We start from the raw sequence: 16,485 nt of genomic DNA, 5'->3' as shown, positions 1-16,485 counted from the left end.
ACTCCTTTTTAAGCCCGCCCGCATGCGGGCTTTTTGTTGCCCTCAGGAAAATCGCGGGCTATCCAACGTTTCCGGGGGCAAATCCAGATTCGATCTGAATGGATCCAATTTACCCCAAAAACAAAGTTAACTATCTGATGAATGGGGATTTTTCCGCCTCACCTTTTTGCTCCCGGAGCCGATGTCACTTTACTGGCACCCCGGAGCAGATGGTAATGAGAAACAATCAGCCGATAACTAATCGTGAAGTTGCGCTTCATCCTCAACAAAAGCTCATTTCCACTACAGATGCTCGAGGAGTCATCACTTACTGCAATGACGCTTTCGTAGAGATCAGTGGTTTCGAGAAAAAGGACTTGATCGGCGCACCGCAGAACATTGTCCGCCATCCGGATGTACCGTCAGCGGTATTCGCGCATATGTGGGCCGCCCTGAAGCAAGGCAGTCCGTGGATGGGCATCGTCAAGAATCGCGCAAAAAGTGGCGACCATTACTGGGTCAATGCCTATGTGACGCCCATTTTCGACGGCAATAATATAGTCGGCTATGAGTCGGTGCGGGTCAAACCCACTGCTGAGCAAATTCGCCGCGCTGAAGCCTTGTACCTGCGCGTCAATCGGGGCAAGTCGGCCAGTCCTTCAGGAGACAAATGGCTGGCGGTGATTCAAGACTGGTTACCCTTCATTCTGGTCAGTCAGCTGAGCGGCCTGGTTTTCCTGTCGACAAGCTCCTGGTGGGGCTTCGCTGGTGCTGCGGCCGTATCGGTGCCGTTGGGATTGATTGGCTTGCATTGGCAAAAGAGCGGCACGATACGTCTGTTGGAGATGGTCGAGCCGTCTACCTCTGACCCATTGATAGCGCAAATGTACAGCGACGGCCGCGGCCCTCACGCTCGTCTGGAAACCTCGATTATCAGCCAGCAAGCTCGCCTGAAAACCTGCCTGACCCGGTTGCAGGACACAGCTGAACAGCTCAATGAGCTGGCGAGTAGATCCGACAGGCTGGCGGCCGACAGTTCCAAAGGCCTGGAGCGTCAACGCGTCGAAACCGAACAAGTGTCAGCCGCGGTCAACCAGATGGCTGCGACTACCCAGGAAGTCGCCAGCCACGTACAGCGCACCGCTGACGCCACCCAGGAAGCCAATGTGCTGACCGGACGTGGACGGGAAGTGGCCAGGGACACCCGCGAAGCCATTCAGCGACTGTCCGTGGTGGTCGGTGAAACCGGTCTGACGGTGGCACAGTTGGCCAAGGACAGTAATGAAATTGGCACCGTGGTCGATGTCATCAAGGGCATCGCCGACCAGACCAACCTGCTGGCACTGAACGCGGCGATCGAAGCGGCCCGAGCCGGTGAAATGGGGCGCGGCTTTGCCGTGGTGGCCGACGAGGTAAGGCAGTTGGCGCAACGCACAACGGAATCCACCACGCAAATCCACGGTCTGATCACCAAACTCCAGCAGTCATCCAACAACGCCGTGCAGATCATGGCCAGCGGTCATCGCCAGGCCGAGGAAGGGGTCGCCTGGGTACTGGAGGCTGACAAGGCGTTGGTCGGGATCAGTGAGGCAGTCGCCAATATCACCGATATGACAACCCAGATCGCCGCGGCCACCGAAGAGCAAACCGCCGTCGCAGAAGAAATCAGCCGCAATATCACCACCATTGCGCACCTGGCTGACCAGACCTCGGAACAATCCCTGCATTCGGCAGAACTGAGCAAGGAGCTCACCCGAACCGCTACCACCCAGTATTCGTTGGTCGAACGTTTCAATCGCTAGATTCGAGGTGGGTCGCATCCTGACAGCGAGGTGGTTGACACCTCGCGCGTTGATCAGGAATTACCACGCTGAGCGGCAAGTACCGCGGACAAGCGGTCAAGCAATATTAATCAGCCGTAGCAAGCGGCGAACATCATCCACTGACCGTAGCTTGATGGTCCATTCGCCATCAGTCTTGTCATTGACCTCGCCCATTTGCGCAGAGAGGGTTTTAAGCGAACAGTGTCCGGCCTTGAAAGCGGGCAGCCGGAAGTGAAACAGCAGCCAATCATGATAGGAGGCGAAGCTGAAGGGACAGTTGTCGTCCGCTACCGAAAAGATTCCAATGGTTCTATTCAGCTCAGCCTCTGGCATCGGGGCACAGCTATGCCCGTTCATGGTGGAAATTGCGCCAACCAGCATGCAAAAGGCCTCCCGCACTTGTGGACTTTCGATAGCCGAGTAGCATTCAACGTACTTCGCCGCATCCAGAGCGCCAGTGATCATCCGAGTCTCCCAGGGGTTTGTACCCTCTTTCAATCCAGCACCATCCCACTACCCTCCTACATATGCGACAATACGCCCCAAATTCCAACATGAACCCCGCATTTATTGCTCAGCAACCTGACCACAGTGTCCAGAGGTTGCTGTCGACGCATGCCTGCTGGCTCAAATCAAGCGACGACTGAACCGGACTGGAAAGACTTCAGATGGGTGTAACATCGGTTTCAGCAGACATCGGCCAGCTCTAAACCACTGATAGGTAAGGTAATTGATCTCCACAGCTAACATCACGATGCAGTTCGGCGCCAAGCCGTTATTCGAGAACGTTTCGGTCAAATTTGGCGCCGGTAACCGTTATGGCCTGATCGGCGCCAACGGTTGCGGCAAGTCGACTTTCATGAAGATCCTCGGCGGTGACCTGGAATCTTCCGGTGGCCAGGTCATGCTGGAGCCAAACGTGCGCCTGGGTAAATTGCGCCAGGACCAGTTCGCCTACGAAGAATTCACGGTGATCGATACCGTGATCATGGGTCATGAAGAGCTGTGGAAGGTCAAGGCCGAGCGCGACCGCATCTACTCGCTGCCGGAAATGACCGAAGACGATGGCATGGCCGTTGCCGAGCTGGAAACCGAATTCGCCGAGATGGACGGCTATACCGCCGAATCACGCGCCGGTGAACTGCTGTTGGGCCTGGGTATCGGCATCGAACAGCACAACGGTCCGATGAGCGAAGTGTCGCCGGGCTGGAAACTGCGGGTGTTGCTGGCCCAGGCGTTGTTCTCCGATCCTGAAGTGCTGTTGCTCGACGAACCGACCAACCACCTGGACATCAACACCATCCGCTGGCTGGAAAACATTCTGACCCAGCGCAACAGCCTGATGATCATCATCTCCCACGATAGACACTTCCTGAACAGTGTCTGCACCCACATGGCTGACCTGGACTACGGTGAGCTGCGCCTGTTCCCGGGCAACTATGACGAATACATGACCGTGGCCACCCAGTCCCGCGAGCAACTGCTCTCGGACAACGCCAAGAAGAAAGCGCAGATCTCCGAGCTGCAATCGTTCGTCAGCCGCTTCTCGGCCAACGCCTCGAAAGCCAAGCAGGCCACTTCCCGCGCCAAGCAGATCGACAAGATCCAGCTGGCCGAAGTCAAGCCATCGAGCCGGGTCAGCCCGTTCATCCGCTTCGACCAGACCAAGAAGATCCATCGCCAGGCGGTCATCGTCGAGCGTATGGCCAAAGGCTTCGATGGCAAGCCGCTGTTCAAAGACTTCAGCTTCACCGTCGAAGCCGGCGAGCGCGTGGCGATCATTGGCCCGAACGGTATCGGCAAGACCACCCTGCTGCGCACCCTGGTCAATGAACTGAGCCCGGATGCCGGTACGATAAAATGGACCGAAGCCGCGGAACTGGGCTATTACGCCCAGGATCACGCCTCGGACTTCGAAGACGAATCCAACCTGTTCGACTGGATGGGCCGCTGGACCAAGGAAGGCGAGCAAGTGGTTCGCGGCACCCTGGGCCGGATGCTGTTCTCCAACGACGAGATCCTCAAGTCGGTCAAGGTCATCTCCGGTGGTGAGCAAGGTCGCATGCTGTTCGGCAAGCTGATCCTGCAAAAGCCTAACGTGCTGATCATGGATGAACCGACCAACCACTTGGACATGGAATCCATCGAAGCGCTGAACCTGGCGCTGGAAAACTACCCTGGCACGCTGATCTTCGTCAGCCACGACCGTGAGTTCGTATCGTCGCTCGCAACTCGCATCATCGAGCTGAGCCCGAGCGGTGTGATCGACTTCAGCGGCACCTACGACGACTACCTGCGTAGCCAGGGTGTGGTGTTTTAAGGGCAGCTACCAGCCTTTAGCTGCAAGCGTAGGAGCTGGCGCAGCCTGCGATCTTTTGATCTTTCCAGAGATCGGCACAACTCCTGAAAAGATCGCAGCCTTCGGCAGCTCCTACACCAACCGCATACACCCATGGATTTTCTGGGGTATGCAGATCCTGCAGGAGCTGCCGCAGGCTTCGATCTTTTGATCGTTAGCCTGCTTTCTTTTATCCCACACCCGCCCCATGATGCAGTTCTCCAACCGCCCGCCCGCGAACGAGCCCTCATGTCTGCGCAACAACCACCTGCCCTCAGCTCCACGGCGATCACCCTGCAGATCGTCTCTATCGTGTTCTATACCTTCATCGCGTTTATCTGCATCGGTCTGCCGATCGCTGTGATCCCCGGTTATGTCCACGAACAACTGGGTTTCAGCGCCGTGGTGGCCGGGTTGACCATCGGTTCTCAATACCTGGCGACCCTGCTCAGCCGGCCGCTGGCGGGACGCCTGTCGGACAGCCTCGGCACCAAGCGCGCGATCGTTTACGGGTTGCTGGGGATTGTCCTGAGTGGCGTGCTGACACTGATTTCGACACTGCTGCAAAGCCTGCCACTGCTCAGTCTGCTGATTCTGATCGGCGGTCGCGTGTTGCTGGGTATCGCCCAGGGCTTGATCGGGGTGGGCACCATCAGCTGGTGCATGGGCCAGGTCGGCGCGGAGCATACCGCACGCTCGATCTCCTGGAATGGCATCGCCTCCTATGGCGCAATCGCGATTGGCGCGCCACTAGGGGTGGTGATGGTCGCCGAGTGGGGCTTTGCCAGCCTGGGCATTGTCCTGTCGTTGCTGGCGCTGGCGGCGTTGCTGCTGATCCGCAACAAGCCCTCGGTTCCGGTGATCCGCGGCGAGCGACTGCCATTCTGGGCGGTGTTCGGGCGAATCGCCCCTTATGGTGCCAGCCTGAGCCTGGCATCGATCGGCTACGGCACCTTGACCACCTTTATTACCCTGTTCTATGTCAGCCGCGGCTGGGTCGGTGCAGCGTACTGCCTGACGGTGTTCGGGGTGTGTTTCATTCTGGCGCGGCTGCTATTTATCTCCAGCATCAATCGGTTTGGTGGCTTCACGGCAGCGATCGCCTGTATGTGCATCGAAACCCTGGGGCTGGTGTTGCTCTGGCTTGCGCCATCGACAGGCGTTGCCTTGATCGGGGCCGGGCTGACCGGATTCGGTTTGTCGTTGGTCTACCCGGCCCTTGGCGTCGAAGCGATCAAGCAGGTACCGAGCACCAGTCGCGGCGCGGGGCTGAGTGCTTACGCGGTGTTTTTCGATCTGGCGCTGGCGATCGCCGGGCCATTGATGGGCGCGGTAGCGTTGAATCTGGGGTATTCGTGGATCTTCTTTTTCGCGGCGTTGTTGTCGGTGACCGGACTTGGCCTGACGTTGTTGCTGTCACGGCAGGCCGCACGCACGGGTAGCTGAAGGTTCGTTTAAACAAACCAAGTAACAGAAAATAAAGCAATTCTAGATACAACCAATATGCAACATCCCGACTCGATTAATGCAGAGTGCCATCGTTGTTTAAATTATTAACTTCGACGAGTCTCCATGCACTGCATTCACATTACAATCGACAAACAGGGAAGTACCTAAATGCGCATATTACCTTTCGCCCTACTCGCCCCGACCCTGGCGTTTGCTCTTTACTCCCCTGCACAGGCGGAAAACACGGTTCAGCAGCAGATCTGCCATAACGGTAAGTGCTGGGATCTTGGCGACATTGGCTCCGAGTGTTGCCCATTCAGTGATGAACGACTCAAGAACGAAGTTCAGCCCATGAAAAATGCGACGGAAAACCTGCTCAAACTACAGGGCGTAACGTTCAACTGGAAACAAAACGACCAAGCCGACATCGGCCTGATCGCTCAGGATGTGCAGAAAGTTTATCCACAGTTAGTTCGTACCGAGGGCACTCACCTGCAAGTAGATTATCAAAAACTGGTGGCTCCTCTTATCGAATCGGTTCGCGAACTGAATAGCAGAATTCAAATACTTGAAACTGCCTTGGCTAACAAATAACGCGTATAAAAAACCGCCGATCATGAGTTCACGATTCATTGATCGGCAGTCTGCATCCCAGCCCTGCCTGGTTTGCCCAAGACATGGGAAAAGAACCGCCCGGCTTCAGAGATCATGGTGCGGTGAATGTCTTTGCGGTCGACGCCGTCGGCGTCGGTGCATAAGGCCGGCATGGCAGCCAGTTGCTCTTCGGTACAGGGCGCCATGAACACGAAGTGCCCGGCCCCGGCCAACAATTTGAAGTCCGGAGCAGTCGGCAGCTTGCGCGCCAGGGCGACGGCGTTTTTGTCGAAGGCCACCAGTTTGTCGCCGTCGCCGCTGTACAGCAGCACCGGCACATGCACATCGGCCAAGGTATGGCGGCCGAATTTCAGGCTCAATGGTGCCATCAGCAACAACGCACGAACCCGCGGATCGGCAACCGGCTGCAGGTCATCACGATCGGCGATCAACTCACCCTGGGTGTTACAGGCGTCCCGGTCGTCGGGCCGCTCCTGGCAGTAGCGGCGCAGGCGATCCAGGTCCGGTGTGGCGCCGGACAGGATCAATGCGGTTTCGCCACCCGCCGAATAACCGATCACCCCAACCTGATTGGCATTGACGAAGGGTGACAGCATCGGGTCCGCCAGGGTTGCGGTAATCGCTTCGGAAATCTGGATCGGCCGGCCATACAGATTGCTCAAGGTGCCAAGGCGGCTATGGTCTCTGGAGTTGTCGCCGGGGTGAATCACCGCGACCACCACAAAACCTTTGCGCGCCAGGGAGGTGGCGAGGTCGTGCAAGGCCAGCGGGGTGCCGGTATTGCCATGGGACAGCATCAACAGCGGAAACCGGCCAATCGCGACTTTGGCGTCTTCGCTGGCTTCGACCTGATAGCCCTCCAGCAAGCTTGAATGCTCCTTGCCGGTAGAGGGATAGAAGGCAATGGCACCCATGGGCTGCAAATCCAGCGGATCGAGAAAGCGCAGCTGATGGAAGCCGACACTCCAATGGGGATGCAGCCCGCGCGCGGCGTGCACTGAATTCAGGCTGCCGAGCAGGCAGATCAGTAACACTGCACACAGACGCATCATCGGATGCTCCCACCTTAGCTGTGTTGCGCCCCTGTAGGAGCGAGCTTGCTCGCGAAGGACTACAGGGCGGCGCGTTTATTCAGAAAATACGCGTTATCGTTAACGTCCATCGCGAGCGAGCTCGCTCCTACAGTTAGAACGCATAATCCGCGCCAGAACCGATTCGCCAGAAACAAAAAACTCCGTACCCTGACCATCCTTCGATGAGCAGAATACAGAGTTTAGTGCTTGTTACCGGCGCTGATTACGCCTTTACACAAGCCTTACGCGGCAGCGAACAACTGCTCGCTGATCTGCGCCTGGGCATCGCTCATGGCTTTGACGCGAACTTCGTCACCGTAGGCCAGGCCATGGGCACGGACGAATTCGATGTCGGTGATGCCCATGAAGCCGAGCATGACCTTCAAATACTCTTCGTGGCCGACGCCGGTAGCCTGGCCGACATGCAAACCACCGGAAGTCGAGACCACCACGACTTTCTTGTTACCGCACAGGCCTTCAGGGCCGGCTTCGGTGTAACGGAAGGTCTGTCCGGCGACGGCAATGCGGTCGATCCAGGCTTTCAATTGAGTCGGGATGGTGAAGTTGTACATCGGCGCGGCGATGACCACGGCGTCCGCGGCAAGGAATTCAGCCAGGGCCTGCGCGCTCAGCTCGGCTTCGTGCTGCTGCGCGGCATCGCGCAATTCAGCGGTGGTGCCGGCGGCAATCAGGGTGTTGGCGGAAAAATGGCTGATAGCATCGCTCGCCAGGTCGCGGTAAGTCACCACGGCTTGCGGCTCTGCGGCCTGCCAGGCTTCAACGACGCTGCGGCTGAGCTCACGGGAAGCCGAGTTGTCACCCAGGATGCTCGAATCGATATGCAGAAGTTTCATGTGGGATCTCCAAGTGAGGATCGCCACTGGGCGATCAAAGTGAGGACAATCCTACAGATGAAAGCAATGGATGATTAGACGGCATAAATGCGATAGTTCGTCTCACTGATAGAACAGTCGAGTGTTGACCATGCAAGACCTGAATGTTTTCCTAGGATGTAGTGGTCAACTAATCCCGGACACGACGTTAAGTTTTTCTTCGGCCCGAGCTGGCGCCAGCCCACCGTTGAATTGATGGGGTCGAATCCAGTTGTACCGATGCATCAAGAAATGGCTGATATCGCGCTGGGCCTCTTGAGCAGTTCTGTAACCCAGAGTCGGTATCCATTCGGTTTTCAAGCTGCGGAACACCCGCTCCATCGGCGCGTTGTCCCAGCAATTTCCCCGGCGACTCATGCTCTGGCGCATTCGATAACGCCACAGCCGCTGGCGAAATAAACGACTCGCATACTGCGACCCTTGATCCGAGTGAAACAGCAGGCCCTGAGGCCTTCCACGTTGCTCGTAGGCCATATCCAGTGCCTTGATAACCAACTCGGCGTCCGGCTTTTCCGACAATGCCCAGCCCACCACCCGGCGCGCGCAAAGATCCAGCACGACCGCCAGATAGTGCCATTTCCCCTGGGCCCAAATGTAGGTGATGTCGCCGCACCACACCTGGTTGGGTGCCGGGACATCGAACTCCCGATTCAAGGTGTTCGGGATATCCAGCCGTTCAATCGTCGCTCGTTTATAGGCATGAGAACCTGGTTGTTTGCTGACGAGGTCAAGCTCACGCATCAAGCTGCGCACTTTGAACCGACCGAGTTGTTCACCATCGTCACGCATCAACGAGAGAAGGCTACGGCTGCCGGCAGCACTGCGACTTTGTGAAAACAACTCGCTCACCCGGCTGCGCAACCGAAGCCGTTCGACATCAGGCGTTCGGCGCTTGAGGCGGTAGGCGTAGTAGCTTGAGCGGTTGATTTCAAACACTTTGCACAGCCAATCAACCGGCTCATGGACGCTCAGCTGATTGATCAGCGCGTACGCTCGTGATCTTCCGACATCAAGAGCGCGGTAGCCTTTTTTAATATCGATTTTTCCCGTTCAAGGCGGGCGATCCGGGCTTCCAGCTCCTGGATTTTCTGCTGTTCCGGTGTCAGCGCTTTGCTCTGCGGGGTAACGCCTTTGCGCTCCTGCTGAACCTGACTGACCCAGCGGCGTAGTGCCGACTCGCCGACGCCGAGTGAACGGCTGGCTTCGATGTAGCTGTAGTCTTGCTTGAGCACGAGGTCGGCAGCCTCGCGTTTGAATTCAGCAGAAAAGGAACGGCGTTGTTTGGTCATCTGACACCTCGATCTGGCGAGCATTCTCGCCTAAATGGGTGTCCGGTTTCATTAGACCACTACATTATTCAGCGTGAGATCTCTCACCCAACGCAGAGTATGGCCAATTGCCTTCACCGGACAAGCGACTTACTCACTCTTCTCCAGGTATTCGATGGAAGGCTTTGAGTGGGGACTGCTGGAGTGTGTGAGCGGTCATCATGTACACCCCAGCGTGAGAGTGGTCAGTACGAAATAGCGAGCCCCCTTGGCTAGCGTGACGATCAGCAGAAAACTCCAGAGCGGCTCGCGTATGACTCCGGCGGCGACCGTTAATGGATCACCAATGAGGGGCAAGCAGCAATAACCTGCACCCGTAGCGTAGGTAGGACTGCTGGGCTTTTCGAGCTTGCTCTCGCTCACGGGGAACCATCGCTTATAGCGAAACCGTTCGATGAAGCGACCTAGTAAACGGTTCAGCGCAGAGCCGAGTACGTTGCCGATGGTGGCGACTGCCAATTGCGTTGAGGGCGGCGACGTATTGATCGGAGATCAACATCCCGACCAATACAGCCTCAGACTGCATTGGCAGCAGCGGGGCGGCACCGAATACCGCCAAGAACAGACCAATATAGCTGGAGAGTCCAACCAGCCAAGCGTCGCCCTATGCGTTCAAGCCGATCCAGCCATGAATGCCCACGTAGAGGCCGACACCGATGATCAACAGGCTAGAAAGGTAAGGTGCGCGGCGGACAACAGCGCCTAGCCAAGGCCAGCGGTTGGAGGCTTGCCTTGCACCGATCGCCGCAGCTGCACCGACGGTGACCAAGGTGATCGCCAAGCCGATGCTGAAGCACAGGACGAGCATGCCACCCAATGCGACTTCTTTAACCTGGAGGCAGAGCAGTAGAACGGTAATGGCGGCAGGGCAAGGAATCAGGCCGCCAGTCAAACCGAACACGATGATCTGACCCGTAGTGACGTCTCTGTTGGTAAAGCGCTTACGAATGTCGTTGGCATGCGCACGCTCATGCGCATCCTGATAACCATCAATCGACAGTTCCAAACCTTCCAGCTCGGAATGCGCATGCCCATGATCATGCTCCTGGTACTCCAGGTCGTAATCATGGGAGTGACCTGCATGTCCCAGGCTCAGGCGAGCACTAAACTCATGAGGTTCAGGGATATCGACGGTCGACTCAAGGAAACCTTCGCGTTCGACGAACAAGAACGCTTGAGCGCTACCGTCTGGACGAGTGGTGGTCAGACGAACCTCTGACGCCGGCCAGGTAAACCCACTCAGTGCCTTCAAACGCCAGTGCGGTGGCATGCTTTCTTCGAAGATCGACAGTTCGATTCGCCCGTGCCCGGTATCGATACGATGGGTCTCATCATGATGACCGTGGTCATGCTCACCATGGTGATGATCATTACCTTGCTCGAACTTGAACATCTGCTCGCCATGCCATGTACGCCACAGCATCCACAGCGCAATCGCGATGATCAGTGCGGATGACACGAGCTGGAAGTAAGGCTCGGTAGTTTGCGCGTCCAGACCTTTACCCAGATACATGCCGCCGATGGCGACCAACCACACCACCAAGGTGTGGGAAAGTGTTGCTGCCAAGCCCAACAGCACAGCCTGTTTCACCGAGCCACGAATCGCCACGATGAAGGCTGCCATCATGGTTTTTGAATGACCTGGTTCCAGCCCATGCAAGGCGCCGAGCAAAATGGCACTCGGAAAGTACAACCAGGCGTGAGACCCACCCTGTTGCAAGAGTTCAGCAAAATTGGGCATGTCAGACCTAGAGGTACTTGGTGATTTGTTTAAACGCTTCCAGCGGTGCGCGCTCACCACCGCTCAACGCTGAGACGGTGTCTTCCAGGCAGTGATCGATGTGATCCTGGATGAGCGTTCGCTTGGCCTGACACACCGCTTTTTCTACAGCATGCAGTTGCTGAGCAATGTCGACGCAATCACGACCCTCTTCGATCATGGTGATGACGCTGCGCAGATGACCGTCAGCCCGTTTGAGGCGCTTGATGATCGCCTCGTGGCTTTGGTGGGTGTGCGGGTGACTGTGTTCGTGCTTATGCTCACTCATGACTTGAGCCTCTGCCCTCAATGAATTACGCTGGGCATCGTATCCCCCCAGGGGGGTTAGGTCAAACGCGTAGCTGTTGCAAAAAAACGAGCCAAAAGACGGTCACGATGTTCAGCAGATCCCTGACAACAACGGTGGTATTCGCGCTTGCTCTCGCCTTTTTGGCGGCTTGGGCTGGGCATACCTATACGTTGTCAGTGGCCACCAACCAGCCCGCGTGGGAGGGTACGCAAGACGCCTATCACTCCCACGACGAGGAAGAAGCGTCGCTGTCCTGCGTAAGCTGTTCAGATCACTATCATTCGCCGCTAACCCCTGACCACCAGCACGAAACACTGCAACTGACGTCCCTGTCGATCCTGGCCGAACAGCCCAAGCTAGCGATGCGGGTTGATGCCCCGAGATATGCCGTCCCCCGACCGCCAATATTTTTGATCGAGCGTCCACCTCGTCCTTCGTTCGCATTCTGACCATGGCCGCACTGCGGCCCACGATCACTGCAACGTAGGATTTGATCCATGCATTCGCACTCGATGAGCGACGTTGGCGTATTCACTGCGCCCTCGCATCGCCCGCTACTGCTGCTGTTTGTACTTATCGCCTCACTCTTTCTCGGCATGCCCGAGGCGCTGGCTCACGCGGTGGCTGAAGGTGATAAAGGCTTCATCCAGGAAAGCTCTGGCGTCATGTTGCTGCCCTTCATCTACATGGGTGCCAAGCACATGATGACGGGCTACGACCACCTGCTGTTCCTCTTCGGAGTGATTTTCTTCCTCTACCGCCTGAAGGATGTCGGCCTCTACGTCACGCTATTTGCTGTCGGGCACTCGGTCACGCTGTTGCTGGGTGTGCTCACGGAAATCAGCATCAGCTCCTACATCATCGACGCCATCATTGGTTTCTCGGTGGTGTACAAGGCGCTCGACAACCTCGGCGCGTTCCAACGTTGGTTCGGCCTTCAACCCAATACCAAGCTGGCCACGCTGGTCTTCGGCCTGCTTCATGGTTTTGGTCTGGCCACCAAGATCCAGGAATACGAAATTTCGCCCGATGGCCTGATTCCTAACCTGATTGCGTTCAATGTCGGCGTCGAGATCGGCCAGTTGCTGGCCCTCAGTGCGATTCTCATTTTGATGGGGTATTGGCGGCGCACCGGCAGTTTTTGGCGCCACGCCTATGCCGCCAACGTTGCCATGATGAGTGCCGGTTTCCTTCTGATGGGTTACCAACTAACCGGCCTGTTTGTTTCTTCGTAAGGAATTCTGACCATGTTCAATGCTCCTCTTCCAACCGCCAATGAATTGCCCAGCAGCCGCCAGTTGGTGCGCTCGACGGCCCTTGCACTGGTGACTGCCGTCGGCCTTTTGGTGACCGTTGTCATGCCATCGGAATACGCCATTGATCCAACGGGTGTAGGACGCGCTTTGGGCCTGACGCAGATGGGCGAACTGAAAATAACCCTCGCGCAAGAAGCCTCGGCGGATGCCGCTCCACCCCCAGCCGTCGCGCCAGCGCCAGCTCCGCAGATGGCGCAAGTTCAGCCTGCGGCAAAGCCGGTAGCTGAACCTGTGGTAGCCGCCCCTGTATCTAAGACCGATCAGATGACCGTCAAGCTCAAACCGGGTGAAGGGACGGAAATCAAGCTGGAGATGCTGAAGAACCGCACCGTCAGCTATCAGTGGACAACAGCTGGGGGGCCAGTGAATTACGACACCCACGGCGAGCCCTACAACGGTGAAAAGGGTTACTTCCACAGTTACACCAAAGGCAAGCAGGTCAATGGTGACAAAGGTGAGTTCACCGCCATTTTTGACGGCACTCACGGTTGGTTCTGGCGCAATCGCAGCAACAACGACGTGACTATCTCACTGAAAACGACCGGTGATTACTTGAGCGTCAAACAGTAATCCGGGAATGACCGTTCTTCTGCCACAGTGCGGGAGAACGGCCTGCTCGTACGCGTAGCTTCATCATTTTTTAAATAGGCATTCCCATGAAAACTTCCGTAACTCTGCTCCGTTCGATGCTCTTGATCTGCTTCTTCGGCCTGATGACGGCATGCAGCGGAGGCAAGAAAGAAGCCACCTCCGAGAGCGCTGATCACGGGCATTCGCACGAGTAATACGATAAAAACTAACAAAGCCGCAAATGCGGCCTCGTTTTCTTTCTTCACTCTTTATGTAACAACACCCGCGTCACCCGACGCTCTTCGACCTCGACAACGGTCATGCTCCACTCCTACCAATTGAGCTTATCTCCAATGATCGGCAAACGATCCAGCAAGCTCATGACCAACCCCGCGAGCGTCTGATAGTCATCAGTTGCTTTAGCCTGGAAGCCGATGTGTTCGCGAATCTGGCTGAGATTCAGCGCACCGTTAACTTTGATTCAAAAGCAGCTTCAGTCACTGCGACCGCTTTGCACTCAATTCACCCTTAATACACATGGACAATGAAAGGGCAGCGCCCCACAAGCTGCTAGTAAAGAACGGCAAAGATGGGTAAACATTTGAAAGGTCGATGTTGACATTGCGATTGGGCCACACCACAGGAGCCGACACCCGGCTGCATACATTGATGTGGATCAACCGCAGCACTTTGATGTGCTATATGTTGAAAAATCAAAACCCGTTAATCAGTGCCGGGGATTCTCCATGTTCTGGTTCCGCCATCGTCAACCAACGTTCATACGCCTCGCCATCGTGCTGTGGGTGTTAGCGTTTGGTCTGGCAGCGACCCAGGGATGTCTGGCACAGCCCAGCCACAATCCGGCTACAACCCATGTTTCGCTGAACACAGCGCAAGATCACGATAGCCACGACGCCCATGCCCTCGGTTGCCTTCAACACTGCGCCGATGCGGCGATAGCCGTGATTCCTTCACTCCATCTTCAAATGGTTGACCCGTCCAGTTGGACGTTTCTGTTACTGATCCCTGCATTGCTGATTTTGTATCCCGCCAACCCCTCCGCTTTTGCCTTTCTTGCATTACGGCGCCCTGCACCAGCCAGACCGCCTGCCCGCCTGATTTTCGTCCGTTTCAACGATTAAACCGACCTTCTGCGCGCCGATTACCGGCGCACTGTCTAACTGCGCCAACCTGGCGCGGCTTGGTATTACCTGCGTTGTCCTCACCCTTTGGAGATTGCCATGCATGCCTCATTGAACTTGATCCTCGCCACCCTGCTCGTGAGCAGCCCACTCATGGTCTCGGCCGCCGATGAACATCACCCGGAGCAGACGTCGACCACACCAACTCAAACAAGCGAAGCGGCCACGCCTATGCAGAACAAAGCCATGACCGAGCAAATGCAAAAAATGCAGGCGGCACACGACAAGGCAGCCGCCGCCAAGACCCCCGCCGAGCGACAGGCCGCCATGCAGGAGAGCATGAAAACGATGAAGGACAGCATGGCCATGATGCATAAAAACTGTCATGGCATGGGCATGGACGGCAACAAAGACGGCATGGAGATGGGAATGATGAACATGATGATGAAAATGATGGATCAGCAGTCGAGCATGATGAAAATGCCGATGAGCAAGTGACGCGCACAAGCCGGTAGGCAATGCAACGGCGGCTTCACCTTAGCCAATATGCCAAGGGTTAAACCGCCGCCCGTGCAACCTATACGACGTACCACTAGACAGCACTCCTCAGGAGTAAAAAACCATGACGAATTCACCATTTTCAGCTAACACCTCTCCAACATTTTGGAGGAGCAAACCCGGCATAGCGCTGGGCATGCTGCTGGTGATCGCGCTGTTCTATCTGGCCAGAGAACACTACGGCCATATGTTAGGCCTACTGCCTTATATGATTTTGCTGTTGTGCCCGCTGATGCATTTTTTCGGACACCACCACGGCGGTCACAGTCATCACGGAAAAACCTCAGACTCAACCAAGGATGCGAACAGGAGTTAGCTCATGCACAACCCTGAGCTTCGTCAAGAGCACAACCCAATGCGACAGCCTGAGCCTCAACCAGTCGGCTCCCTTGAGCGTGAGTTCGGCGTCGGTAGTATTCAACGCTTTGCGCCTGCACCGCGTTTCGATTGTTTGAGCGATAGAGTCTGCTTGACCTTACTACCATGGCAAGGTTGAGGATAAAGCCAAGGCCACACGAATCCGCATACCTCAGTCTTTCTACGATCATTTTTTTGTGAGGAGTCATCGATGAAAACCGTTGAACTGCAAGTCCAGGGCATGAGCTGTGGTTCATGCGTCAAACATGTCACCGAAGCGCTGCGCCCACTTGAAGGCGTCAGTGAAGTGGCAGTGGATCTACAATCCGGACGGGTGAAGGTCAGCGGCGATTCGGACAGCCATGCGCTGCTAGCAGCCCTGCAGGACGCGGGCTATCCAGCACAGCTGGCGACAGCGGAAACCGTAGCAAGTAAGAAAACCTCTGGTTGTGGCGGGAACGGCGGCGGTTGCTGCTGTCGGTAAGCGCTATTTTTAAACTGGAGAACTCCCATGAATACCAGACTGCTTATCGCTGTGTTCACGACCCTACTCATGACCGGAGCGGCACAAGCCGCTGAAGTCATCGACGTTTACCGCGATCCGAACTGCGGCTGTTGCAAGGACTGGATAAAGTATCTTGAAGCCAATGGCTTCAGCGTGCGCGACCATGTCGAGCCCAACATGAGCGAAGTCAAACAGCGCCTCGGAGTCGCTCCGCGCTTGGCCTCCTGTCATACCGCGATGATTGACGGAAAATTCGTCGAAGGGCATGTGCCGGTAGCACAGATTCACGACCTGAAGAATCACCCCGACCTCGTCGGAGTTGCGGTGCCGGGCATGCCAACTGGTTCGCCTGGAATGGAGTACGGCCAAACCAAACAGCCGTATCAGGTGATAGGTCAGACCCAATCGGGTACCGATCAAGTAGTCGCCGATTATCCTGGAAATTGATGACTACGTTCAGGGCTAACCAG

17 protein-coding genes and 2 pseudogenes are annotated in these 16,485 nt (G+C 56.3%); 11 read left to right on the top strand and 8 right to left on the bottom strand.

Translation table 11 applies throughout. The features are described 5' to 3' along the window. Positions 1-215 precede the first annotated feature (215 nt). A complete protein-coding gene (locus ACA064_RS14590; RefSeq protein WP_497673975.1) occupies positions 216-1,781 on the top strand; it encodes a methyl-accepting chemotaxis protein in 1,566 nt (521 codons plus the stop codon). A 96-nt stretch (positions 1,782-1,877) separates the two neighbouring features. On the opposite strand, the gene ACA064_RS14585 is transcribed toward ACA064_RS14590, so the two are convergent. Further along, positions 1,878-2,267 carry a hypothetical protein gene (locus ACA064_RS14585; protein WP_497673974.1) on the bottom strand — a complete coding sequence of 130 codons (390 nt, stop codon included), beginning with the start codon at positions 2,265-2,267 and terminating at the stop codon, positions 1,878-1,880. A 265-nt stretch (positions 2,268-2,532) separates the two neighbouring features. Between ACA064_RS14585 and ACA064_RS14580 the strand changes: the two genes are divergently transcribed. The 3 genes from ACA064_RS14580 to ACA064_RS14570 all read left to right on the top strand — a co-directional run bounded on the left by ACA064_RS14580 (position 2,533) and on the right by ACA064_RS14570 (position 6,183). Next, complete coding sequence (locus ACA064_RS14580; RefSeq protein ID WP_497673973.1) at positions 2,533-4,122, top strand: ABC-F family ATPase; 1,590 nt, start codon at positions 2,533-2,535, stop codon at positions 4,120-4,122. Positions 4,123-4,389: 267 nt separating this feature from the next. Continuing rightward, complete coding sequence (locus ACA064_RS14575) at positions 4,390-5,586, top strand: MFS transporter (protein WP_497673972.1); 1,197 nt, start codon at positions 4,390-4,392, stop codon at positions 5,584-5,586. Between the two features lie 171 nt (positions 5,587-5,757). Further along, positions 5,758-6,183 (top strand): tail fiber domain-containing protein, encoded by a 426-nt coding sequence (locus ACA064_RS14570; protein ID WP_497673971.1) that lies wholly within the window; start codon positions 5,758-5,760, stop codon positions 6,181-6,183. Positions 6,184-6,218: 35 nt separating this feature from the next. On the opposite strand, the gene ACA064_RS14565 is transcribed toward ACA064_RS14570, so the two are convergent. From ACA064_RS14565 to ACA064_RS14540, 6 genes and pseudogenes are all read right to left on the bottom strand, one after another. Further along, entirely contained in the window at positions 6,219-7,256 is a 1,038-nt protein-coding gene (locus ACA064_RS14565) for an alpha/beta hydrolase family protein (protein ID WP_497673970.1), read from the bottom strand. A gap of 263 nt (positions 7,257-7,519) precedes the next feature. After that, entirely contained in the window at positions 7,520-8,131 is a 612-nt protein-coding gene (locus ACA064_RS14560) for an FMN-dependent NADH-azoreductase (RefSeq protein ID WP_497673969.1), read from the bottom strand. Positions 8,132-8,296: 165 nt separating this feature from the next. Continuing rightward, a protein-coding gene (locus tag ACA064_RS14555; RefSeq protein WP_497673968.1) for an IS3 family transposase occupies positions 8,297-9,459 on the bottom strand; the annotation gives its coding sequence in 2 pieces (ribosomal slippage) (positions 8,297-9,204 and positions 9,204-9,459; 1,164 coding nt in all). Between the two features lie 198 nt (positions 9,460-9,657). Beyond that, positions 9,658-10,024, bottom strand: a pseudogene (locus ACA064_RS14550) (YqaA family protein). Positions 10,025-10,102: 78 nt separating this feature from the next. Next, positions 10,103-11,239, bottom strand: a complete 1,137-nt coding sequence (locus tag ACA064_RS14545) for a nickel/cobalt efflux protein RcnA (RefSeq protein ID WP_497673967.1) — start codon at positions 11,237-11,239, stop codon at positions 10,103-10,105. Between the two features lie 7 nt (positions 11,240-11,246). Beyond that, the gene (locus tag ACA064_RS14540) at positions 11,247-11,546 is read right to left on the bottom strand and encodes a metal-sensing transcriptional repressor (RefSeq protein WP_497673966.1); all 300 of its coding nucleotides are present in this window, start codon (positions 11,544-11,546) and stop codon (positions 11,247-11,249) included. Between the two features lie 518 nt (positions 11,547-12,064). On the opposite strand from ACA064_RS14540, the gene ACA064_RS14535 reads away from it, so the two are divergent. Together ACA064_RS14535 and ACA064_RS14530 are read left to right on the top strand one after the other, a co-directional pair. Further along, positions 12,065-12,802 (top strand): HupE/UreJ family protein, encoded by a 738-nt coding sequence (locus ACA064_RS14535; RefSeq protein ID WP_497673965.1) that lies wholly within the window; start codon positions 12,065-12,067, stop codon positions 12,800-12,802. 12 nt (positions 12,803-12,814) lie between these two features. Continuing rightward, positions 12,815-13,453: a transmembrane anchor protein gene (locus ACA064_RS14530; RefSeq protein ID WP_497673964.1), complete on the top strand. Its 639-nt coding sequence runs from the start codon at positions 12,815-12,817 to the stop codon at positions 13,451-13,453. 262 nt (positions 13,454-13,715) lie between these two features. On the opposite strand, the pseudogene ACA064_RS14525 reads toward ACA064_RS14530, so the two are convergent. Continuing rightward, positions 13,716-13,928 (bottom strand): annotated as a pseudogene (locus tag ACA064_RS14525) (transporter associated domain-containing protein); the annotation flags it as partial. Between the two features lie 196 nt (positions 13,929-14,124). Between ACA064_RS14525 and ACA064_RS14520 the strand changes: the two are divergent. The 5 genes from ACA064_RS14520 (at position 14,125) to ACA064_RS14500 (ending at position 16,462) form a co-directional block, all read left to right on the top strand. Further along, positions 14,125-14,595 (top strand): hypothetical protein, encoded by a 471-nt coding sequence (locus ACA064_RS14520; RefSeq protein WP_497673963.1) that lies wholly within the window; start codon positions 14,125-14,127, stop codon positions 14,593-14,595. A 99-nt stretch (positions 14,596-14,694) separates the two neighbouring features. After that, the gene (locus ACA064_RS14515; RefSeq protein ID WP_497673962.1) at positions 14,695-15,093 is read left to right on the top strand and encodes a hypothetical protein; all 399 of its coding nucleotides are present in this window, start codon (positions 14,695-14,697) and stop codon (positions 15,091-15,093) included. Between the two features lie 124 nt (positions 15,094-15,217). Then, positions 15,218-15,469 (top strand): DUF2933 domain-containing protein, encoded by a 252-nt coding sequence (locus tag ACA064_RS14510; protein ID WP_497673961.1) that lies wholly within the window; start codon positions 15,218-15,220, stop codon positions 15,467-15,469. 252 nt (positions 15,470-15,721) lie between these two features. Then, entirely contained in the window at positions 15,722-15,994 is a 273-nt protein-coding gene (locus ACA064_RS14505; RefSeq protein ID WP_497673960.1) for a heavy-metal-associated domain-containing protein, read from the top strand. Positions 15,995-16,021: 27 nt separating this feature from the next. Next, the gene (locus ACA064_RS14500) at positions 16,022-16,462 is read left to right on the top strand and encodes a DUF411 domain-containing protein (RefSeq protein ID WP_497673959.1); all 441 of its coding nucleotides are present in this window, start codon (positions 16,022-16,024) and stop codon (positions 16,460-16,462) included. Positions 16,463-16,485: the final 23 nt, after the last annotated feature.

This window comes from Pseudomonas sp. LBUM1658 (assembly GCF_059716055.1).
This window is presented reverse-complemented; position numbering and strand designations above follow the sequence as displayed.